Below are 21,809 nucleotides of genomic sequence, written 5' to 3' on the forward strand. Positions count from 1 at the left end.
TTTTATTTTACAATCCTGTCAATTAAATTCTCGTCACAGAGATAAGGCAGCGTGATGATTTCTTTTTCCCGGCTGTGGATGCGGACGGTCTCCATGGAATTCTTATTTCTCGCCCATGCTCTCCTTGCAACGCCGCACATGACATCGTAATTTACCGCCTCTCTGATAATCTTGTCCGTCTCCCGGCTGCCATCCAGAAGCAGGCCATACCCACAGCTTTGGGAGTTACCGATTCCGGTCCCTCCGCCGTTATGCATGGATATCATCGTCATTCCCAGAGCCGCATCGCCTGCATAGACTAGGGAGGACATATCGGCCGTAATGTTACTTCCGTCCTTTATATTGGAAGTTTCCCTGGAAGGGGCATCGGCTCCCCCGGTATCCATATGGTCGCGTCCAATCATCACGGGGCCTATCTCTCCCTCCCTGACCATCTCGTTAAATCTGAGGGCAATCTTCATTCTGGTGTCCGCATCCTGATAAAGGATTCTGGCCTGAGAACCGATTACAAGATTATTCTTCTCTGCATCGCGGATCCAGACATAATTGTCATAATCCTGGTATCGCCGGTCTTTGTCAATACAATTCATGGCCGCCTGATCCGTTTTATGTAAATCCTCCGGCTGCCCCGAAAGACATACCCAGCGGAACGGACCATATCCCAAATCAAAGAGATTCGGTCCCAGAAATGCCTCCACAAACGACGGGTAGATAAAACCGTCAAGTGAATTCTCACCGTTGTTACATACCTCCGTTATTCCAATCTCATACATTGTGGTTGTCAGGCTGTTACCGTAATCGAAGAAAAAAGTTCCTCTGGCCCGCAGTATCTCAATCAGATCATGATGTTTTCTTATCGTCTTTTTGACCTGTCTCACAAACTCATCCGGATTCTCCGAAAGCATTTTACTGCGCTCCGCAAATGTCAGTCCCTGAGGGCAATAACCGCCGTCAAATGCAACATGGCATGAAGTCTGGTCCGTCATAAAATCTATATGGACTTTTTGCTCCACGGCATACTCCAGTAAATCTACCACATTGCCGTGATAGGCAATGGAGACCGGTTTCTTTTTCCCGATCCATTCCCTTGCCAGTCCGAAAGCTTCACTACAGCTCTCCGCTCTTAAGCTGACCCAGCCCAGCCGCTGTCTCAGTTCGATTTTAGATTCATCTACCTCGGCTATAATTCCAACTCCGTTGCACATTTCCACAGCTTTTCCCTGAGCCCCGCTCATTCCTCCCAAACCGGACGAAACAAACAGGCTGCCTTCCAGCATCGCCTCGCTGCTGTGGTGGAGAATTTCCCTCGCCACCGACAGGAGTGTGGAAAAGGTTCCGTGAACAATCCCCTGGGAACCGATGTAGAACCAGCCGCCTGCCGTAAACTGGCCGTAGTTGGAAACACCGATGGCCGCCGCCCTGTTCCAGTTGTCGTTGTCATTATATTTCCCAACCATCAGTGCGTTGGTCAGAATCACCCGGGGAGCGCTTTTCGACGTTGGAAAGAGTCCCAGCGGATGACCTGAGCTTACAATCAGGGTCTGATCCTCCTCCATCTCTTCCAGATATCTTTTAATGAGGCGGTACTGCATCCAGTTCTGGCACACCTGTCCAGTCTCACCATATGTAACAAGCTCGTAGGGATACAGCGCCACGTCAAAATCGAGATTATTCTCAATCATTACCTGAATGGCCTTCCCTGCCAGACATTTTCCTTTATACTCTTTAATCGGTCTTGCTTTTATCAGGCCATGGGGGCGGAAACGGTAGCCATATATTCTGCCTCTCGTCTCCAGTTCCTCATAAAACTCCTTTGCCAGTTCTACATGATATTTCTCCGGGATATACCGCAAGGCATTTTTTACAGCCAGTTTCTTGTCGGTTTGCGAAAGTCTGGACTCTCTCTTCGGAGCTCTGCGGACCTTTGGATCCAGAATCTCCGGCTCCGGCAGTTCATCATCCAGCCTAATTTTCATATATTCTTCTATTTCCCTATTTGTCATTTTGCTTTACTCCTGTTTCTATATAATAAGAGCGGATTTTGTGGACCTCACCTGTACTTCTTGGCTTTTTCACCTTTTCTCTTTCTCACCGCTTCATCCGTTCTTTTACAGTTATCTCCGCCTATTTTCCTACATTCCAAATACCAGATGCGTCACTATCGCAACCAGCGGTATCAAAAGAACCGTTCTCTCCAGGAAAATCACCACTAGGTCTCCAAAGTTAACGGGTATCGCGGAATCCAGCATCGCATTGGCGCTTTCTGTAAAGAAGATTACCTGGCAGGTAGAAAGGACTACGATATAAAATCCCGCCATGACAGACACACCCGCGCCGCTGATTAGTGTGGACGGTAGTGACATTGCCACAAATGCCGCAATAGCGGACGGAGCTATCACCTGTGCATCCGGAATGCGGAGCAGTTCAAGAATCGGTCGGATCGGAATCCCGAACCATGTAATAACCGGCGTATAATTGGCCAATACCAGACAGATGATGGACAGTGATATCACATAAGATACTACTTTGCAACCGAAAATAACGGATGACGTCAGTGCAGTTACAAAAGCCTGCGGTTTTGTAGAACCTGCCTTTTCCAGAGCCGTATGGTAAGCCTGGACAAAAATCTCCCCACTGAACTTCTGAGGCTTTCTCTGTTCTGCCGTCTGAGTTGTCCCATCGTAGAATGTATCGCCTTTTTTAGAAATCGGCGGAATCCGTACCATGATTGCGGCAACGACAAACGCCAACAGCAGACTGCAGAGAATGATAACCGAATAATAATCCTCACAACCGGCCAGGCCGCTTAAAAAGGCGTATGCCCCCAGGCTGACGAAACTAAACCCCGTTGTAATGGAAACAGACTCTTTCGCCGTATAGACATTACCTTTATACAGATTACTTGTGACCATTACTCCTACTGCTGGTGAGCAGACAAAAGACGTGAGCGCATCTACCGACGCTTTGCCCGGCAGCTTAAATACCACTCTCATAATCGGTTCCAGAATAGTTCCCAGAAATTCTAAAAGTCCATATTCCAGAAGTGCAGTCACAAAGAAGCCGGAAACCACAATTGCAAAAAAAACATCTCTGGCAATCTTCAAAGAACTGGCTCCGACAACCGGATCCAGGATGCAGGCAGGTCCAATTCCAAAAACTACCATCACTCCGAATATTGCCGCCAACACGTAGCATATCGAGTTGAACACTCCGATATTAGAAAAATATTCTCCGATAAGCGCCGGAACCCTGGGAAATCTTCCCCAAATGCTGCATCCCAGAACAAGCAGCGAAATTATCATTACAATAACGTATCCTGCCGGCAGCCCCAGCACGGCTTTTGCATTATCAATCAGATGAATTAGAGGAACCTTGCTAACCCCACCAATGTCCACATTAATGAAGAAAAAAATCACTCCGAAAATGCTGAATACCAAAAATTTAATCAGAGCACCATTTGTTGATTTCCCCGTTGTGGCCGTCTTTTCCATATGAAATATCCTCCTTATCCCTTACCCTCATATTTTCCGGAAATGCGCATTTCTCCGAAAATTAGTCATTTACAGGCCTGTGTTCCTTTGTTGTGATATTATATTACCACTCGGCCGTGTTTTTTCCGTCACCCCGCGGGGCGTTTTTCCGTGTTTTATCTCAAAATTTTATATTTTTTTTCATTTTACCGTATAATTAGGTGACGATTTATCCAACTTTTTATCAATTTATCCTTCTCGGCTTTGTTTTTAATATTTGTGAAATAGACTGTTCTAAAACTGACCTGATTATTTTTTACAATTCTGGTTATTCTAAATCAGTCCAGTTTTTGTTATAGTGCGTTTAAGAACATCAAAGAAAAAATCAGGAGGTCAGCCAATGAAAAGAATCGTAACTCTTCAGGATATATCCTGTGTCGGACGCTGTTCCATCACGGTGGCCCTGCCGGTTATATCGGCCATGGGTGTGGAATGCGGAATACTGCCAACTGCGGTTTTATCTACCCATACAATGTTCCATACGTTTACATGTAAGGATTTGTCGGATCAAATCACTCCTATCGCAGATGCGTGGGAACAGGAGAAGATTACATTTGACGCCATCTACACGGGCTATCTTGCCTCAGCCGAACAGTGTGCCCAGGTATGTGGCTTTTTGGACCGTTTTACCACACCCGGCAACCTCGTACTGGTCGATCCGGCCATGGCCGACAACGGCCTGCTCTATCCGGCTTTTGACAGCGGATTTCCGGCGGAGATGGCAAAGGTCTGTGCAAAAGCCGACGTAATTATGCCGAACATAACAGAGGCCTGCCTGCTTACCGGCATGCCTTATAGGACCTCTTATGACGAAGCTTATATCCGTGAACTACTGGAGAAGCTGCTGGCGCTGGGCTGCAAAACCGCGGTCCTGACCGGAGTCAGCTTCGAGGAGGGTAAATTAGGCGTCGTATACCTTGATCAGGACGGCAGCTCCTTCTCCTATTTCACCCGCCACTGCCCGCAGAGCTATCACGGCACAGGAGATTTATATTCCTCCACGGTTCTCGGAGGACTGATGCGCGGCCTGAGCCTTGGAAGCGCCCTCTCCCTGGCGGCTGATTTTGTAGTTACGTGTATTGAAGCCACCAGCACCGCTGAGAATGCCCGCTGGTACGCCGTAGAATTTGAATCCCAGATTCCAAAGCTGTGCGCGATGTTAGAGGAACATATCAGGGCAGAAAAAGAAGAGAAATAGAGAAAGCAAAAATCAGGCTGTGTACCGTATAAAAATATTTCCAAAAATATACAAATATCCAAAAGGAATGAAATATGGTATAATATTCACAAAGTGGACATTATACCTGCGCATGCCGGTTTCTGCGTCCGCCGCAGAAAACCGGGCGCTGAATTCCGTCGGAGACACGTGTTCACGAAGTGAACATGGTATAATGTCCACAAAGTGGACATTATACCTGTGCATGCTGATTTCTGCGTCCACCGCAGAAATTCAGGGCGCTGAATTCCGTCGGAGACACCGTATTCACGAAGTGAATATGGTATAATATTACCAGAATAATACCAGAGTAATATGAACTGAATCCTATAGAAAAGGTTGGTGATACACAGGTGAAACGATGCATTGCAACTGCCGGAATAGCACCCATAAACACAATAATCAGATTCAGGAGGATGAATGATGTCTATTCCGGCAAAGAAAATATATCCACGCTCAGGTGACAGGCAAACCGTTTATTTAAACGCTGTTGTCAATGAACCCGGCATATCGGTCGGCGCATATACAATGTACAATGATTTTGTAAATGATCCGGTTGATTTTGAAAAAAATAACGTACTCTATCACTATCCCATTAATCAGGATCGCCTGATAATCGGAAAGTTTTGTTCCATTGCCTGCGGAGCCAAATTCATATTTACGAGCGCCAATCATACGATGGCTTCCCTTTCAACCTATCCGTTTCCTCTGTTCTTTGAAGAATGGGATACTCCCATTTCAGAGGTGCGGACATCCTGGGACAACAAGGGTGATATTGTAATCGGCAATGACGTCTGGATTGGATACGAAGCCGTAATCATGTCCGGCGTCCACATCGGCGACGGAGCGATTATCGGAACGAGGGCCGTTGTTACAAAAGATGTCGAGCCCTATACGATTGTAGGAGGGCTGCCGGCAAAGCCAATCAGAAAACGTTATGACCAGGATACAATATTAAAACTGGAAGAACTCAGATGGTGGGATTTGCCCTATGAGCAGATAAAACTGCTCCTGCCTGCTGTGAAAAGCGGCGATATCGCAGTTTTAGAAGAAGCATATAAGAACCTGCAGAATTAAAAGAGCATTAAAAGAGGTACCCCGGCGGTAATTCACAGTCAATCCTGCTGTGTTTTGCCCCCAGGGTACCTTTTGCTTTTCGCCTTTTGTTTTTTAATCTATGCCGCCTATAAGAAATCTTTACATGATACAAGCAAATCAATCTTTTTCCACTGGGTTTCCTCGTCGATACAGTTTCCCTCTTCCACAGATGCAAACCCACACTGCGGAGACAGGGCAATGTTGTCACCTACAATGGCTTTTGCCTCCATATATCTTCTCTTAATATCGTCATGGCTCTCCAAAACCGGGTTTTTGGTAGAAATCAGGCCGGCCACAAATGTGGCGTCCGTCTCCTTTAAAACCGTCCACGGCTCAAAAGAACCGGACCGTTCGTCGTCATACTCTACAAAGAAGCCATCATAAGGAATCTGGCTGATAATCGGAGCCACGGAATCATAGAAACCGGAAAAAAGCGGGTTCCCCTTGAAATTACCCTTACAGAAATGTGTGGCAATTACCATATCGGCCGGTCTGTTTTCAAGAGCTTTTATGGACACGCGCTTAAACCATTCCAAAACTTCGTCTTTCTCATATCCCAGGGAATTCACCTTCTTTAAGAAATCCTCATCAATCATATAAGTCCAGGATGTATCATCAATCTGGAGGTATCTGCATCCATGTGCATACAAATCCTGAATCGCACCCTGATATGCAAGGGCAATATCCTCGATCAGCGCTTCGATATCGCTTCCATAATACGGAACTTCCTTGATTCCCATCTGCAGATAGTTGTCCACCAGAATCATATTCGGTCCTGAAATGCACTTCTTGGCAGTAATACCCGGGTACTTCCCAGCCTCTTTGAGAAGAAAATCAAAGGCCTCGATTTCCGCATGGGTACGTTCGGGGTTATAGGAAATTTTTCCGCTGATATATCCCAGCTCAATATGGTTTACCACGCCGTTGCGTTCCTTATCCAGATGCTTTGTCGTAAAACCGTCAAACTCCTTGAGCCAGTCCAGGTGCCACCATCTGCGTCGGTACTCACCGTCGGTCACAAACTTAAGACCATGGGAAACCTCTTTTTCGACCAGCTCAGAAATAGCCGCATCCTCAATCTTCCGCAGCTCCGCCAGCGTTATTTCTCCTTCTGAAAACTGTTTTCTCGCCGTCTTAATCTGCGCGGGTCTTAAAAATGAGCCTACGATGTCGTACTTAATGTTTAACATTTGAATACCTCCGTGAGTTTTTATAAGAATCCATGTTATTTCCAGTTTTTTCATGTGCAAAATATAATTTATTTTATCACTAATCTGCGCTCTTTTCAAATGGGGATTTGATTGAGAAATGGGGACGCCGCCGTCAGGCCAGGGGCCGGGGTGGTGAGGGGGATCGATGAGTCTTTCGTCCCGGGCGTCAGGGTGTCGCGGGCGGGGAATCCGGGCAGAAAAAGTTCCTGCAGGAAACGCTCGCGCTCGTTGGAGTACATAATGGTACTAACCTCGAAAAAACCTCGGTAAGTACCAATGAACTCCAGGTTCCCTCCGGAATCTTTTTCTCCCTGCTTCCCCGCAGGAAGGTTATGGCCAGGACGAAAGACTCAGCCCAGACGTCTGCCCGGCCCCGGCCTGCGGCGGCTGATTTGTCCTATTCCTTCAATGGGGGAGGCGCTTGTCGCTGCCACTACGTTTCTCAGGATGCTTGAAACCTGCCTCCTGTTCACTATGACACTATGTAAACTTATATACTTATAGTCTTATAATCTTAGAGTGTTTATTCTGCTCTTCTTTTTATGCAGCCCACGATGCCGTTAAAATGTAAAAGAATCACGGCTATATAGTGGCCGCGACAATATCTCTCCCCCACTTGACGAAAGAGACAATCAGCCCCTGAAGCCGGCGGACGGGGCAATACCCTTCGCTGAGTCTTCAGTCCCGCCGACAACCTGCCCGGGGAAGGAAGGAGAAAACTTTCCGAAGGGAGACCTTGGAATCCGCCGGTGCTTGCTGACACATTGAGCACTTAGCGAGGTCCTATCGAGCTTAGTGCAAAAGCGTGCGGTGGCAGGTTTCTCACGAAGCTAGCATCCGCTGCGCATTCCACAAGCGAAAGCGAGTCCCCGCAGGAATTTTTTCTCCTGGATTCCCCCTCACCACAACCTACAAACCGGGACTGAAGACTCATACACATCCTCCCACCACCCCGTCCGCCGTCTTTCAGAGGCGTCCTCACATCTCAATTAATTTTTTTCCCTGAAACTTTTCCCCCTCCCCGCCCGTCTAATCTCTGAATAACACAAGAGGAGGAAATTACCTATGAAGAAAAGTAAATTAATTATCTTATCCCTACTGGCCGTTGCTGTTATGGCAACCGCAACCGCATGTGGGGGTAAAAAAAACGAAATTTCTAAGCCGCCGGTAACTACGTCTGCCGAAACAGCAGCATCTACGGCTAATGAAGAAACAGAAGCGGTTGAGGAAAATGATGCAGATGATACAATCATCTCATCCGATTCCAAAGAAAGCGGACAGATGACCGGCACGCTGGAAGAAAATAAAGGGTTTATGTTCCTTATCATTTCCGATGAAGACAAAGAATCCTATGCATTCAGCATTGATGATGAAAGTGCCCTGGCCGGTTTTAAGGAAGGTGATAAAATCACTGTCTCCTATGAAGGCGGAGACCCGGCCGACCATGATACCGACTGTATTGTTACAAACATTGAAAAGGCAAAATAAAAATCGGCATATTCTGAGGCCGGGATATTGGCATTAATAACACCCCGGCCATATCATGCAAAAAGCTCTAATGCCCCCATAAACAGAAAATCCCTCTACTATAACAAAAAGGACTGCCCCCGCATGCAGTCCTTTTTGTTATGTTTTTTCCGTTACGGATTTTTAATACAATCCTGTCTTTGTCATATATTCATCCAGTTTTTCCAGCCGCTTTCTGCCTTCTTTCCCACTCATCTTCCCCGTCAGTGTCACGATGATTTCCATCGACAGCGCCAGTGAGGATATCGAGTTGGCGAAGCTGAATGAATCCACCTGGTTTACGACCGTAACTTCGGCGTTCTCCGCCACCGGGGACGTCACACTGTCCGTAAATACAATCACAGGACAGCCCGCTCTGTGCGCCATCTCCGCTACCGTCAGGGCATGGCCCGAATAACGCGGGAGGCTGAACAGGATCAGGACGTCTTTCTCCCCCATATCCATTGCCTCATCTTCAAACCCATCCCTGCGATTGACGTTTCTGACATCCTTCAGGATATGGGACAGCACCGTTGTAAAGTAATCGGCAAGGCCGGCCGTATTTCTGAATCCGGCAATATATTTTTTTTCGGCTTTTAAAAGCATCCCGGCGATTTTTAAATACTTTTCATTCCCGTTTTCCACCTGATCGCAGGCAGCGCGGCTGGCGTGCTGCCTCCTGACCGCGTCGGGAATTTCCTCCGGCGTAAGACGGTCAGCGTTCTTAATCTTCTCATAGGGAAGTCTGGAACGGCTGATGGCCTGTTTTACCGTCAGGGCGTCTTCCTGAAGGAAACGGCGGAAGCTCCTGAAGTTTTCAAACCCCAGTGTTTTAGCCAGACGGATTACCGAGGTGTCCCCTACTCCCGACGCAGCGGCCAGCTCCATGGAAGTCATGACGGCTGCCTCATTCCTGTGGGCCAGGAGATAATCAAAAACAAGCTGTTCTTTTTTGGACAGTTTTACCGTCCCGGCAATTTCTTCAAGCCGCACCGGTCTACTCCGCTTTCACTTCTGCGGTAGCCTCCAGCTCCAGGAGGCAGCCTTTGTTCAGTCTTCCAACCGGAAGCACAATTCTGGCCGGTTTGTGCGCTCCGAAAAATTCGCTGTAAACCTTGTTTACGTCACCCCAGTAATCCATGGAACTGACATAAATACGGCACATTACCACGTCTTCTTTTGTACACCCGGCTGCGTTCAGCACGCTCTCCATCTTTCCGAGCGCCATCCTCGTCTCTGCCTCAATACCGCCTTCTGCCGGCAGCCCCGTCGCCGGATCGGCGGATGTCTGACCCGATATGTATAGCGTTCCGTTGCTGATCATTCCCGGTGTATAGTGTCCCGATGGGCTGTTCTCATTAAATACCTGTTTCATTTTGATATTACCTCCTTAATTATAAGTATTTAGCAGATTGATTCAAGCTTCTTTATCTGATCCAGTCCTACATTGCCGCCTGAAACAACAAAGCAGACCCTGTCCGACTCTTTCACATTCCACTTTTTCAGTTCACCCTGGAGCGCCGCGCCAATCCCAATACAAGAGGACGGCTCGGCCAGAATTTTCCCTTCCATGAGAAGAAGCTTCATTGCCTTTAACATGAATTCATCTTTTACTCCCACAAAACCTTCTACATTAGCAGTGACAATCGGATAATTTTTCTCGCCCGGTTTCTGGGTCAGCAGCGCATCGGCAACCGATCTCTGCTCCTCCAGGTTTACCCGCTCACCTGCCTCCACGCTTTTCGCATATCTGCGGAGGGCGGCAGGCTCTGCGCCGATTACCCTGGCTCCCGGAATCTCTGACTTAACCGCAGTGCTCACGCCTCCAATCAGGCCTCCGCCTCCGATTGGTACAACCACAAAATCGGCGTCGGGAAGCTGCTCGGCAATCTCGAGTCCCAGGGTTCCCTGGCCTGCAATAATCTGATAATCATCATAGGGATGGATGATCGTATAACCGTACTTTTCACTGAGCTGTCCGGCGATGACATGGCGTTCGCTCAGTTTGCACTGGACCACCTCGGCTCCCAGATTCCTGATTCCGTCAACCTTCACCTGCGGTGCATTGTCCGGTATGACGATGGTTGCCTTCACTCCCAGAAGTTTTGCCGCAAACGCCACCCCTTTGCCGTGGTTTCCCGAGGATGCGGCTACCACTCCGTTTTTCAGCTCCTCCTTCGGCAGCGTCAGCATCTTATTCAGGGCGCCCCTGATTTTAAATGAGTTCGTGCGCTGCATGCACTCCGGCTTGATATACACCTGACATCCCAATGTTTCATCCAGATTCTGCAGATGAATCACCGGCGTCTGGTAAATATAGGGAGCAAGACGCTCCCTTGCCGCCTGGATTTCTTCGATTCCAAACATGGTAATTGACTCCTTTCATTGCTGCTTGATTAGCATAGTATTGTTATTTGGAAATTTAAAAAATATTACTAGTTATTTTTCAAAATAATAAATGATAATATTTATTTTATCCTTTTTATCGGCATCTGTCAAGAAGCTGTTTCTGTAATTTGCACTGCAAATTACACTGTTACACTGCACGCAGCATCCCCTTCGGTGTTTTAAAATACTTTTTAAGTTCTCTTACTTCCAGCAGTGCATTCATCAAAAACCGGCCTCCTTCCCCGCAACAATTCTATTTGACACCCCCACCCCTGCCATATATACTGAATGAAAAGACATCTTTAAATTCAAAGGAGGCTGTCACATATGGATAACACCGAAAGAAAGAACACGCCGCAGACACCGGTTCAAAACGATTCCCCGGCTTCGGATACATGTCATGTTCCCAAGCTCCACACCTGCACGGACTGCGGTCTTTTAGGCTGCGGAACTGAAGACGGCAGTTACCCGCCGTTCTGCCTGACCGAACAGGCCGACAGGGACGAGCTGGACGAGATTGCTTCTCTTTACGCATCCGACGCGATCGACGGAAGGATGGCGAGAGCTTCCGCTAAAATCGAGGGAAATTACTACTGCCAGAAGACCCGGGTGGAGGAGACCGTCCTCTTTATCAAAGCTATTGGGGCAAAACGCGTGGGAATTGCTACCTGCTCCGGACTGATCAATGAGGCTAAAACATTTGCCAGGATACTTAAGAAAAACGAAATTGATTATGTAAGCGTAATCTGTAAGGTGGGCAGCCGTGATAAGAAGGAGATGGGTCTTGCCGAGGAAGATAAAATTCATCCAAACCAGTTTGAGCCTATGTGCAATCCCGTTCTCCAGGCCCGCTATCTGAACCGGGCTGGCACTGATTTGAATATTGTCATCGGCCTCTGCGTCGGCCATGACGCACTCTTCAATAAGCACTCCGAAGCTCCCGTCACAACGCTGATTGCAAAAGACCGTATTCTGGCACATAATCCCGTGGCGGCGCTTTACTGCCATTATTATGATAAGCTATATAAATAGGATTCTTAAGAGGCAGAATCCATGCGCGGCTAATCCGGTATAAAGAAAAGACGGTGCGCGGCAGCTGTTTTATAGCCGCCGGGGCCCGTCTTTTTTAATTACCATCATTCAGCAGTTTCCCACCTTCACAAACCTCAGATGGCTCCTGGCTGTATCCGCCAGCCGGAGCAGTGTCTCAATGTTTGTCGCCTCACGGTCCGTCATCCTGTATCTGGGGAAAAAACGGTTCAGATGAAGCGGGATATCCGGCCGGACCGATGCAAGCCACCGGGCCAGTTTCTCTATCTCTTCCTCCGAATCATTGAGTCCCGGAATTACAAGCGTAGTCACTTCCACATGGCTTTTCCCGGCCGCGGTGACGATGAACCGCTTCACATCCTCCAGGCTGCCGTGCACCATCCGGTAAAACTCCGGGGTAAATCCCTTTAAATCCACATTGAAGGCATCAATCCACGGAAGAATTTCATCCAGCACTTCTCCGGAAGCCGAACCGTTTGTGATGACGGCATTTTTAAGTCCCATTTCCCGGGCAAGGATCGAACAGTCCCTCACATACTCATAATTGATCAAAGGCTCGTTATACGTATAGGCAAGCCCGATATTTCCAAAATCACGGCTTTCCAGCGCCATTTTCACCGCCTCCTCCGGGCTCAGATGACGGATAGGCAGCTCTCCTCTCAAAATCTCCTCCTCTCCCGCCATGGAAATCTCATGGTTCTGGCAGAAAGGGCAGGAAAAGTTGCAGCCGTAGCTTCCAAGTGACAAGATGCGGCTCCCCGGATAAAAATAATGGAGCGGTTTCTTTTCAATCGGATCCAGCGAAACTGAAGTTACTTTTCCATAGGCATTGCTTTTAATCGTTCCGCCCCGGTTATATCTCACCTTGCACATGCCTGTCCGGCCTTCTTCCAGCATGCAGTGGTTTGCGCATACATTACAGGCTGTTTTCAATAATGTCTCACCACCTCAAACCGTTCCAGTCCATAGTCTTCTTCCCAGTCGATTCCGGCTTTTTTAAGGGCGATAAAAATCTGCTGTTCCACCGTATCAACCCCTTCCAGGTTTGGAAGGAGGAGTCCCTTTCTCCGCCCGCTGCTCACAATGACGCCGTATCGCTTTACATCCAGTTCCTTCAACGAGGAAACGGATTCAGCCGTCCCCAGCACATCCACGGTGCAGATAATTTCAGGAAGTTCCTCTCTTTTTACCTCCGGGAATCTGGGATCATAGATTCCGGCGCTCACCGCATTATCGATGATTTCAAGCGCCACATTCTTTTGTACTCCCTGGATTGTCCCAATACATCCACGCAGTTCCCCGTCCTTTTTCAGGGAAACAAATACTCCGGCCCGGGTTTTAAGCATCTCCTCCGGCACTTTAAAGGATGCCAGTTCCGGTTCCTGCATTTCCCGGCCGTTCTCCAGAAAACAGGTCAGGGATTCCCTGGCCAGCGCCACATAGGCGTCCTGAAATGCGGCCACCGCGTAACCCACTCCAAACGGCCCCTCATATGACAGGAGACGTGAGCGAAGTGTCTTTCCTTCCAGGCATCCGGCCATGATACAAAAGGCGCGATGACCGCATTCTCCCGCTTTCCCGCAGAATTCTTCCGTGAATTCAAGCATCCGGTGCAGCTCTCCCCCCGCCATGATTTCAGTTACTCTCCGGTCGTACTCCGGTCCCTCTTTTGTGTATTCGTAAGGGCCGCTGTCCAGCAGGCAGTGTGAAAGATCACCGCTGGCAATTACCACAATCCGCCGGTTAAGCCGCCCCGCCGCCTCTGCAATACAGCGTCCCAGCCTGAAATGTTCCTCAAACGGAAGACCCGAAAGACCAATCCTGACCAGCTTAAAATCCTTCATCTCCCTGTTCAGGAAATAGAGCGGTATCATTGTGGCATGGTCGAGCTCCCGTCCTCTCTCCCCTTCCGTCCCTGCCGCGATATTCTTCTCCTCGGCAAGGCCGCAAAGCTCCGCGGCAAACTCCGTGTCATAAATACCGCCAATCTGTAACTCCGGATATCCATAAAGGCCGAAATCCCCCTTTGCCCGCGTACCCGGGGAGATATGGAAATAGTCCCGGTACATGACACTGTGCGGCGAAAGAATGACCACCGTTTCCGGATGCATGGCGGCGGCCTCCTTCGCAATCTCCCGGTAGGAATCAATGGTTTTCTGAATTCTCCGCTCTTCCCCTCTCCCTATATCCGGCAGGATAAGGGGAGGATGAGGTACAATAAATGCTCCTGCTACCGCCATATGGCACCCTCCTTTTGTGATATGCACACCCTGTTTGTTCTTATATTTTTACGATAACACCGATTGCAATATTATTCAACCAAAACTCCCCCACACAGAACATCAAGAATTTGGTGTCCTGCATGGGGGAGTATAGACGAGGAGGGCTCCCCTGTCTAATATTGTTATAGTTGACTCCCCTGCCGGCAAGTGGCGGTGCAGAGAACTGTAACACTCATCGTGTTATTCTGCCGTCGGCAGAAGGGTTATACACTGCGGCTCTGTGCCCTGTACTGGCCAGGGGTCATATCATATGTCTTCTTAAACAAACGGTTAAAATGTTCCACCGTCTCATATCCGACGGTCTCCGCAATGGATTCCACCGACTGGTTCGACTCTTTCAGCATTTTTCTTGCCTTTTTAAGTCTCGCCTTTTTGACGGCTTCCTGGAAGGTCATTCCCGATTTCTGTCTGATATATCTGGACAGATACGGTTTTGACAAATTAAAACTTTCCGCCAGATTCTCCAGAGTCACGTCGCAGTAATGGCTCTGTACATATTTCATAATATCAACGATTCTCTCTTCCCGGCCCTCTTTCACGTTCTGGCTGGCGGCCAGTTTATTGGCGGCTGAGACAAGCGCCTCAATGGAGCTTATAATAATATCCTCATCAATGCCAACGCCCCAGAACATATTACCCTGGTTCATAATACCCACGTAGGAAGCGGCCTTGGAGGAGGAACCTCTGGAAACGGCATGCTCTTCGTAAATACTCAGTTCATAGCTCAGGCCGAAATAAAGTTTAATTGCATTGCTGACGGCATCCAACCGGCCGTTTCCTGTGGCCTCAATCACGCGTCTTTCCTTATTCTGCTCGATTGTCACCTGTGCTGCGATACCTTCCTCGGTCTGTCTGAAATCATAGTCGGTAATATTGAAAATATTTCTCGGTGCGATATAATGATCCTCGAAAATCTGGTAAATCTCCGCGGGAGCCAGTTCCTGATGCTTTCTGTCGGAAACTCCCTTCACCAGGTAGCCTACCTCCTCACGCATCTTATCCGGCACATCGATGCCAAAGTTCTGTTTCAGGATAAATGCGACTCCGCCCTTACCGGACTGGCTGTTGATACGGATGACATCAGACTCATACTCACGTCCGACATCGGCCGGATCGATAGGCAGATACGGAACATCCCACCTCTCTCCGCTCTTTCCTTCTTCTCTCCAGGACATGCCTTTGGAAATAGCGTCCTGATGAGAACCGGAAAATGCGGTAAATACAAGATCGCCCGCATACGGCGTCCTCTCATAAACCTTCATGCCGGTCAGGGTCTCATATGTCTCCCTGACTTTTGCGATATTGCTAAAATCCAATTTCGGCTCCACGCCGTGGCAGAACATGTTCATTGCAACTGTGACAAGATCCACGTTACCCGTCCTCTCACCGTTTCCAAAGAGCGTTCCTTCTATACGGTCCGCACCGGCCAGCACTCCCATCTCCGCGTCGCTGATTCCGCAGCCTCTGTCATTGTGGGGATGCACGCTGAGAACCACGCTGTCCCTGTATTTTAAATTTTTATGGATATATTCAACCTGTGAGGCAAATACGTGAGGCATGGCGATCTGGACTGTAGTGGGAATATTGATAATGACCTTTTTCCCGGGTGTCGGTTTCCAGACATCCAGGACTGCATTGCAGACCTCCACCGCATAGTCGACCTCTGTTCCCGGGAAACTCTCCGGACTGTATTCAAATGTAAAGTTACCCTCCGTCGCATCGGCCAGGCTCTTTAAAAGCACCGCGCCGTCCACTGCTATCTTTTTAACCTCGTCGCGTCCCTTCTTAAATACCTGTTCCCTCTGTGCGACAGATGTGGAATTGTAAAGATGCACGATAGCGTGGGGAGCGCCCTTTACCGCCTCAAATGTCTTTTTGATAATATGTTCTCTCGCCTGGGTCAGCACCTGGATCGTCACATCGTCCGGAATCATGTTCCGCTCGATAAGAGCCCTGATAAACTGGTATTCCGTATCGGAAGCGGCCGGAAAACCGACCTCAATCTCCTTAAATCCAACCTCTACGAGCATTTTGAAAAACTCCAGCTTTTCACTCAGCCCCATCGGCTCCACAAGAGCCTGGTTTCCATCGCGCAAATCCACGCTGCACCAGATCGGCGCTTTATCAATATAATCTTTTTTCACCCAGTCGTAAGTAACGACCGGGGGCATAAAATAAGATTTACCATACTTTTCCGCTACATTTACATTCATTTTCATTTCCTCCCTTATATGGTTATCGATAATTCCTGAGAACTTCTGGGGAACTTTTCCGAACAGCGAAAAGCGCACTTTTCGAACTTCTCATTGCCGCTCAAAAAAAGTCCCCATAAAAATGTTTACCCGAAACATTTTTATAGAGACGCAATGTAATCATATACGCGGTACCACTCTATTTCACGGCCCAATCGCCATGCCCTCACTGGCACTTCATGCCATTCCCCTTTCTACGGCGGGAATTCCGTCCGCACCTACCCAATCCCTATAGAACCTTCAGCCGGCTGCTCTGAGGCCAGTTCACTGTTTCTCCCCGACCGCCTCGCACCACCCGGCAGCTCTCTGCATTTTCCGTAAAAACAATTACTCTTCCTCTTCTTCGCTTTATTCTATTCAATTTTTGCTGCTAATTTCTGTTGCTTTATAAATGTTAACACACTTCATTTCTGCTTACAAGGTACGAATTTAATCAATTTTCTTGATTTATTTTATCTTTTCAGGATTTTATGGAGAAAATCACTCCACTACATCCTGCGCGGCTCCGAGCTTACCATCCAAATGGATTGATGAATTCGGACGCCTCAACAAATTTCCAAATACAGGAAACACAAAATTCCGGAAACGTATTGACTATCTTATCAAGGCATGCTATCCTTTAGGCAGAAATACATTTAGATGTTTTTCTAAACGTCTAAATGAAACACTCCTAACTGCCCCGGCGACAGCCTCCGGGCAGGGTCAACGGAAGGGAGGTATTTATGGCCTTTGGAGACACCTTTAAAGCATTGTCCGATCCCACCAGGCGTGAAATCCTGAACCTGCTGAAAGACGGAGCCATGGCGGCAGGCGATATTGTGGAACATTTTCAGATGACGGGCGCAACGATTTCCCACCACCTGTCTATCCTCAAATCGGCAGGCCTGATTGACGACGAGAAAAGCGGGAAATATATTTACTATTCCCTCAATACGACCGTCATGGACGATATTATGAACTGGATATTAACATTGAAAGGGGAGACATCAGATGAAAAATAAGAAACTCAGAATATTAAACTACGCCCTTGCCGTGTTGGGCATTCTCATAACGGCCGCCCTGTATCCGTGGCTTCCAGATAAGATTCCCACAAACTGGGGATATAACGGTACCGTAACCTATAGCCCAAAAACAACCATCTGGCTATGCTGCGGCCTGCTCCCGTTCCTTGCCTTTTTATTTGACTATATGCCTAAAATTGATCCCCGCAAAAGGAACTATTTAAAATTTGCGCCATATTACGACTCCTTCTGTATTTTCATGCAGTTTTTTCTGCTTGTGATGCTGGGAATCACACTGAGCGAATCATTCTTTCCCGGCCATATTTCGGTAGGCAGAATTGTTACGATCATTGTTGGAATCCTCTTCATGTTCCTGGGCAACGTCCTGCCAAAGACAAGGAGTAATTTCTACATGGGGATCAAAACGCCCTGGACCTTATCTGACGATGAAATCTGGAGAAAAACCCACCGGCTGGGAGGCAAGACCATGTTTGCGGCCGGGGCCCTGTCTTTGATTTTCGGCTGGTCCATGACCGATCACCGCGGTAAATATATTATCATGGCTCTCCTGCTGGGCAGTATGGCGATTCCCTGTATTATGTCATACGTCTGGTGGCGCCAAAAGGCAGAAAAATCTGATTAAAACATAAATCTGAACAAATCATTAAAAAGAAGCCCTTCGGAATCTTGATATCAAATCCGAAGGGCTTCTTTTTGTCTGCCGTCCTTACTGATTTACAAGCTCTTTTTTCTGTGTAAAAAGACTGACGGCAACATAGATAATCAGCGACGGAATAAACGGCGTCAGTGAAACATACGGAACCGGCACGCCGAACTTGGACAGTAATACAACGGCAACGCCGCCCAGCGCTCCTGCAACCGCCCCTTCCTTGGTTCCTTTCTTCCAATACAGAGCGCCGAGAACCATTACCAGGGATCCTGCATTCTGGAGCGAATATGCGGACGAAAGCAGGGAAATGATGTTAGAAAACTGCAGAGAAATAATGAGGCCGCAGATTCCAACGGCAAAGGTAACTGCCACCGTAATTTTACTGAGCTTCTTCTCATCCGCCTTCGGGTTGATAATGCCTGCATAGATATCATGAACCAAGTTTGCAGAGATGTTCAGTATAATAATATCCACGGTCGACATGACCGCTGCCAGAATTGCCGCAAGCATAAGGCCTGCCAGAATAGGAGGACATGCATCCAGAACTACCATAAACAAGATGGAAGCGCTCTCCGCATCCGGAAAAAGTGCTTTCCCGTACATACCGATAATAACGGGAATAACGACAAAAGGCAGTGAGGCAACGGCGCCGATAATCGGCGCCCAGAACGCAGTTTTCTCATCTTTACATGATGCATTTCTCTGGAAAGACGGGCCGGAAATTAAACCGATTAAAGCGCTGGGCGCCAGCATCATTAAGAAAGTTTCCGTGTCAAATGGAACCGCCTCGAAATTACTTGGAGGAAGCGCTGCCGAAATCGTGTCAAATCCTCCTTTCATTGCAATGGTAATAATACAGAAGCATGCTCCGAACAGCATTACGATAGCCTGAATGGAGTCGGTCATAACAACGCCCCACATTCCGGAGAATCCACAGTAAAGAATAACAACTACACCAAGTAAAATAATACCGAGCTTGGGGTTCAGTCCCAGAGAGCTGAAAAGCGCCGCGCCGGCCAGGAATTGGGAAGCCATGATTCCAAGGCTGCATGAGATTGCAAGCAGCGCGATAATAACTGCCGCTGTTTTACTGTTGTAACGGTTCATGATTAACTGGGGAATTGTAATGACACCCCTGCGGTGAAGCGCCTTTGACATAACTAAGCCGAAAAGCACCAGTGACAGTACGGAACCAATGCCAAACCACAGGCCTCCGATACCGTAATTAAAACCATTTTGGGCGCCGCCCACGAAAACCCCGTTTCCTACGGTTGAGCCCAAATAGGCACATGCCATAAGAAATAATCCGTTTTTTCCGCCGGCGGTAAGGTAATCATTCATAGACTGGGACTTTTTACCCTTAAAGCCGATATATAGCATACCAGCCATATAAACTACTAAAACAGCAATGATAATAGTCATATTTTACCCCCTCTGTCGTGATAATATCTTCCACAGTTCCCGGAACGTATCGGGAAAATCATTCCTGATACGTTCTAAGCGTTAATCAATCGAATACCCCGCACAATAGCCGCTTCTCACAGCCTCCATAATACGGGCAGTGCGCTCGCAGTCACCGATAATCCGCAGATCAAGGACAAGTTTATCCCACTCACTGAACATGTCGTTGTCCTCGGTCATACCTGTCGCAATCAGGACCGTATCGGCGGACAGCAGTTTTTCCTTTCCATCCGGGCCTGCCACCAATACACCGTCATCAAGGATTTCTTTTACCTGCGTGCTGCTCATGGCTGTTATATTAGGCTCTCCGGCAATTACACGGAGCAGGTGTTTCCAGTATACAAAGTGCGCCTCACGGGCAAGCTCAGGCTGCACTTCTACGATCGTAACCTCGTGTCCCTTTGCGGCAAGAGCAAGGGCCTCCTCACATCCAGCCTGTCCTCCGCCGATAATCACTACATTCTTCCCCGGCCTCAGCTCTTTCTTAAACAGGTCGGTGACGGAATGAACGATAGGCAGGTTCACGCCCGGGATCGGAGGAATCACGGGAACTGCGCCGCAGGCGGCAATCAGGACGTCCGGGTTTTCCGTTTTTATAAGCTCTGCCGTAACCGGTGTATTCAGCCTGATTTCCAGGTTTTCCGCCTGCTCTACGTTGGCAATAATACCCTTGCGGTATGCAACCAGATCGCTCTTAAACGGAATACCGTCCGCATAGTACAGATTGGCGCCCAGGCGGTCCGACTTTTCAAACAAGGTGACCTGATGCCCCTTGCGTGCCGCCGTCAGCGCCGCCTCCATGCCGCCGGGACCGCCGCCTGCAACCATGACCTTCTTTACCGTATCCGGCGGGGTCTGGTGATGGCTTGTCTCAAATTCACGGCCCAGGGTCGGATTAACCGAACAGCGCAGCGTACCGGAAGAGAAGGGTACATGGGGAATAAAACCGACACTGTTGCAGGACGAACAGCGCATGCAGTGCACGATTGTATCGGCATGTCCGGTGCGTGCTTTTTTCGGGAAGTCGGGATCTGCCAGAAATGCCCGGGCAGCGACAACGATGTCGGCTTTTCCTTTTGCAAGGACATCTTCCATGATATCCGGGTCATTCAGGCCTCCGACGACTGCGACCACTGCATGCTTACAGACTTTTTTCACGGCTTCGGAGATATGGGTGTTACATCCTCTGGGCGTAAAAACCGTCGGGAACATACGGCAGGCTGTGTCGGTAAGATGGAAGGTCCCGGCAGAAATATGGATAATATCTACTTTATCATCCAGCATTTTTGCCAGCTCTACGGTATCCTCTTTAGTGAGCCCGCCGTCCACGGCCTCCTCTCCGCTGACACGGACTTCCAGTATCATCCTGCTGCCGCATTTCTGCCGGATACGGTCGATGACCATAAGTGGGAAACGCGCCCTGTTTTCAAGGCTTCCTCCGTATTCATCCGTACGGTGGTTGTCCAGGTTGGATAAAAATTGGGAAAGCAGCCAGCCGTGGCCAAGATGGATATTTATAATGTCAATTCCTGCATATTGAGCCATATAAGCGGCGTATGCGTATTTATCGGCCGTCTCATTCATCATTGCCTCATCCATTGCTATGACGGATGCTCCGTAAAGATTAGTCATATCACATGGGCCGATGATTTTAGATTCAGAAGGAATATAATCGGGATGTGCACGGTTACCGGAATGAACCAGCTCCACAGAGGCCAGGGCGCCCCACAGATGGATTGCGTCGATAGCGCCTGCCAGGGAGGGAAGGATCACAGGGTGGTCTAAATGTGAGTCATAGGGATGACAAATATCTACCCTGGAATCTACACCGGCTTCACCCATTGCAACAATGCCGGCTCCGCCCCTTGCAATGCTGCTGAAAAACTCCTGGGCCTGCCGCGTATATCTGGGGATCTCTCCCCTGTGGCTCATAGGTGCGCTTGCAATACGGTTGCGCACCCGTCTCCCATTAATCGTGATAGGGGAAAACAAATGTGGATAATCACAAGACATAATCTTTTCCTTCCGCAACTATTCAGTTTCTCTGCAGTTACCTCTTCGTCGAGTATTTGCTCCTGAATAGTTACTTCCTTTCTTTAGAATGTTTTTTGTGCATTTTCACAAAAATCAAATTGGCTGCGCGC

General features: G+C 48.4%; 18 protein-coding genes and 1 other annotated feature. Of the genes, 6 read left to right on the top strand and 12 right to left on the bottom strand.

The genetic code is table 11. The features are described 5' to 3' along the window. Positions 1–2 precede the first annotated feature (2 nt). Positions 3–2,003: a urocanate hydratase gene (locus EJL91_RS23290; RefSeq protein ID WP_125144365.1), complete on the bottom strand. Its 2,001-nt coding sequence runs from the start codon at positions 2,001–2,003 to the stop codon at positions 3–5. A gap of 129 nt (positions 2,004–2,132) precedes the next feature. Beyond that, positions 2,133–3,491 (bottom strand): YjiH family protein, encoded by a 1,359-nt coding sequence (locus EJL91_RS23295; RefSeq protein ID WP_125144366.1) that lies wholly within the window; start codon positions 3,489–3,491, stop codon positions 2,133–2,135. A gap of 379 nt (positions 3,492–3,870) precedes the next feature. Here EJL91_RS23295 and EJL91_RS23300 point away from each other — a divergent pair, with 379 nt between their 5' ends. Together EJL91_RS23300 and EJL91_RS23305 are read left to right on the top strand one after the other, a co-directional pair. Then, positions 3,871–4,728, top strand: coding sequence for a pyridoxamine kinase (locus EJL91_RS23300; RefSeq protein WP_125144367.1), 858 nt, complete (start codon positions 3,871–3,873; stop codon positions 4,726–4,728). Between the two features lie 441 nt (positions 4,729–5,169). Beyond that, entirely contained in the window at positions 5,170–5,823 is a 654-nt protein-coding gene (locus tag EJL91_RS23305) for a CatB-related O-acetyltransferase (RefSeq protein ID WP_125144417.1), read from the top strand. 107 nt (positions 5,824–5,930) lie between these two features. On the opposite strand, the gene EJL91_RS23310 is transcribed toward EJL91_RS23305, so the two are convergent. Beyond that, positions 5,931–7,034: a 5-methyltetrahydropteroyltriglutamate--homocysteine S-methyltransferase gene (locus EJL91_RS23310; protein ID WP_125144368.1), complete on the bottom strand. Its 1,104-nt coding sequence runs from the start codon at positions 7,032–7,034 to the stop codon at positions 5,931–5,933. A gap of 95 nt (positions 7,035–7,129) precedes the next feature. Continuing rightward, positions 7,130–7,294 carry a hypothetical protein gene (locus tag EJL91_RS24730; protein ID WP_164516932.1) on the bottom strand — a complete coding sequence of 55 codons (165 nt, stop codon included), beginning with the start codon at positions 7,292–7,294 and terminating at the stop codon, positions 7,130–7,132. Positions 7,295–8,120: 826 nt separating this feature from the next. On the opposite strand from EJL91_RS24730, the gene EJL91_RS23315 reads away from it, so the two are divergent. Beyond that, a complete protein-coding gene (locus EJL91_RS23315) occupies positions 8,121–8,543 on the top strand; it encodes a hypothetical protein (RefSeq protein ID WP_125144369.1) in 423 nt (140 codons plus the stop codon). A 162-nt stretch (positions 8,544–8,705) separates the two neighbouring features. Here the strand turns inward: EJL91_RS23315 and EJL91_RS23320 are convergent, their stop codons facing one another. Genes EJL91_RS23320 through EJL91_RS23330 form a run of 3 tightly spaced genes read right to left on the bottom strand, consistent with a single transcriptional unit; the run spans position 8,706 to position 10,928 of the window. After that, positions 8,706–9,554: a MurR/RpiR family transcriptional regulator gene (locus EJL91_RS23320; RefSeq protein WP_125144370.1), complete on the bottom strand. Its 849-nt coding sequence runs from the start codon at positions 9,552–9,554 to the stop codon at positions 8,706–8,708. 4 nt (positions 9,555–9,558) lie between these two features. Then, positions 9,559–9,936 (bottom strand): RidA family protein, encoded by a 378-nt coding sequence (locus tag EJL91_RS23325; RefSeq protein ID WP_125144371.1) that lies wholly within the window; start codon positions 9,934–9,936, stop codon positions 9,559–9,561. Between the two features lie 29 nt (positions 9,937–9,965). Then, positions 9,966–10,928 (bottom strand): threonine ammonia-lyase, encoded by a 963-nt coding sequence (locus tag EJL91_RS23330; protein WP_125144372.1) that lies wholly within the window; start codon positions 10,926–10,928, stop codon positions 9,966–9,968. Positions 10,929–11,276: 348 nt separating this feature from the next. Here EJL91_RS23330 and EJL91_RS23335 point away from each other — a divergent pair, with 348 nt between their 5' ends. Continuing rightward, positions 11,277–11,981 (top strand): DUF1847 domain-containing protein, encoded by a 705-nt coding sequence (locus tag EJL91_RS23335; RefSeq protein ID WP_125144373.1) that lies wholly within the window; start codon positions 11,277–11,279, stop codon positions 11,979–11,981. Positions 11,982–12,089: 108 nt separating this feature from the next. Here the strand turns inward: EJL91_RS23335 and amrS are convergent, their stop codons facing one another. From amrS to EJL91_RS23350, 3 genes are all read right to left on the bottom strand, one after another. Then, positions 12,090–12,932, bottom strand: a complete 843-nt coding sequence (amrS, locus tag EJL91_RS23340) for an AmmeMemoRadiSam system radical SAM enzyme (protein ID WP_125144374.1) — start codon at positions 12,930–12,932, stop codon at positions 12,090–12,092. Continuing rightward, a complete protein-coding gene (gene amrA / locus EJL91_RS23345; RefSeq protein ID WP_125144375.1) occupies positions 12,929–14,239 on the bottom strand; it encodes an AmmeMemoRadiSam system protein A in 1,311 nt (436 codons plus the stop codon). The genes amrS and amrA overlap by 4 nt, the downstream gene beginning before the upstream one ends. A 245-nt stretch (positions 14,240–14,484) precedes the next feature. Next, a complete protein-coding gene (locus tag EJL91_RS23350) occupies positions 14,485–16,494 on the bottom strand; it encodes a 2-isopropylmalate synthase (protein WP_341467051.1) in 2,010 nt (669 codons plus the stop codon). A gap of 141 nt (positions 16,495–16,635) precedes the next feature. Then, positions 16,636–16,886 (bottom strand) — a binding site (T-box leader). Positions 16,887–17,255: 369 nt separating this feature from the next. Between EJL91_RS23350 and EJL91_RS23355 the strand changes: the two genes are divergently transcribed. Continuing rightward, a complete protein-coding gene (locus EJL91_RS23355) occupies positions 17,256–17,534 on the top strand; it encodes an autorepressor SdpR family transcription factor (RefSeq protein ID WP_125144377.1) in 279 nt (92 codons plus the stop codon). Continuing rightward, complete coding sequence (locus EJL91_RS23360; protein ID WP_125144378.1) at positions 17,524–18,177, top strand: SdpI family protein; 654 nt, start codon at positions 17,524–17,526, stop codon at positions 18,175–18,177. Before EJL91_RS23355 ends, EJL91_RS23360 begins: the two co-directional genes overlap by 11 nt. Positions 18,178–18,261: 84 nt before the next feature. Here EJL91_RS23360 and EJL91_RS23365 read toward each other — a convergent pair whose 3' ends face one another. After that, a complete protein-coding gene (locus tag EJL91_RS23365; protein WP_243125543.1) occupies positions 18,262–19,626 on the bottom strand; it encodes a sodium:solute symporter family protein in 1,365 nt (454 codons plus the stop codon). An 81-nt stretch (positions 19,627–19,707) separates the two neighbouring features. Further along, positions 19,708–21,678 (bottom strand): NAD(P)/FAD-dependent oxidoreductase, encoded by a 1,971-nt coding sequence (locus EJL91_RS23370; protein WP_125144379.1) that lies wholly within the window; start codon positions 21,676–21,678, stop codon positions 19,708–19,710. Positions 21,679–21,809 lie beyond the last annotated feature (131 nt).

Source organism: Clostridium transplantifaecale (assembly GCF_900626075.1).
GTDB lineage: Bacteria > Bacillota > Clostridia > Lachnospirales > Lachnospiraceae > Otoolea > Otoolea transplantifaecalis.

What these genes read in the sequence shown, in the direction of transcription:
- EJL91_RS23290 (WP_125144365.1), bottom strand. Translation starts at nt 2,003, where the DNA reads ATGACAAATAGGGAAATAGAAGAATATATGAAAATTAGGCTGGATGAT.
- EJL91_RS23295 (WP_125144366.1), bottom strand. Translation starts at nt 3,491, where the DNA reads ATGGAAAAGACGGCCACAACGGGGAAATCAACAAATGGTGCTCTGATT.
- EJL91_RS23300 (WP_125144367.1), top strand. Translation starts at nt 3,871, where the DNA reads ATGAAAAGAATCGTAACTCTTCAGGATATATCCTGTGTCGGACGCTGT.
- EJL91_RS23305 (WP_125144417.1), top strand. Translation starts at nt 5,170, where the DNA reads ATGTCTATTCCGGCAAAGAAAATATATCCACGCTCAGGTGACAGGCAA.
- EJL91_RS23310 (WP_125144368.1), bottom strand. Translation starts at nt 7,034, where the DNA reads ATGTTAAACATTAAGTACGACATCGTAGGCTCATTTTTAAGACCCGCG.
- EJL91_RS24730 (WP_164516932.1), bottom strand. Translation starts at nt 7,294, where the DNA reads ATGTACTCCAACGAGCGCGAGCGTTTCCTGCAGGAACTTTTTCTGCCC.
- EJL91_RS23315 (WP_125144369.1), top strand. Translation starts at nt 8,121, where the DNA reads ATGAAGAAAAGTAAATTAATTATCTTATCCCTACTGGCCGTTGCTGTT.
- EJL91_RS23325 (WP_125144371.1), bottom strand. Translation starts at nt 9,936, where the DNA reads ATGAAACAGGTATTTAATGAGAACAGCCCATCGGGACACTATACACCG.
- EJL91_RS23330 (WP_125144372.1), bottom strand. Translation starts at nt 10,928, where the DNA reads ATGTTTGGAATCGAAGAAATCCAGGCGGCAAGGGAGCGTCTTGCTCCC.
- EJL91_RS23335 (WP_125144373.1), top strand. Translation starts at nt 11,277, where the DNA reads ATGGATAACACCGAAAGAAAGAACACGCCGCAGACACCGGTTCAAAAC.
- amrA (WP_125144375.1), bottom strand. Translation starts at nt 14,239, where the DNA reads ATGGCGGTAGCAGGAGCATTTATTGTACCTCATCCTCCCCTTATCCTG.
- EJL91_RS23350 (WP_341467051.1), bottom strand. Translation starts at nt 16,494, where the DNA reads ATGAATGTAAATGTAGCGGAAAAGTATGGTAAATCTTATTTTATGCCC.
- EJL91_RS23355 (WP_125144377.1), top strand. Translation starts at nt 17,256, where the DNA reads ATGGCCTTTGGAGACACCTTTAAAGCATTGTCCGATCCCACCAGGCGT.
- EJL91_RS23360 (WP_125144378.1), top strand. Translation starts at nt 17,524, where the DNA reads ATGAAAAATAAGAAACTCAGAATATTAAACTACGCCCTTGCCGTGTTG.
- EJL91_RS23365 (WP_243125543.1), bottom strand. Translation starts at nt 19,626, where the DNA reads ATGACTATTATCATTGCTGTTTTAGTAGTTTATATGGCTGGTATGCTA.
- EJL91_RS23370 (WP_125144379.1), bottom strand. Translation starts at nt 21,678, where the DNA reads ATGTCTTGTGATTATCCACATTTGTTTTCCCCTATCACGATTAATGGG.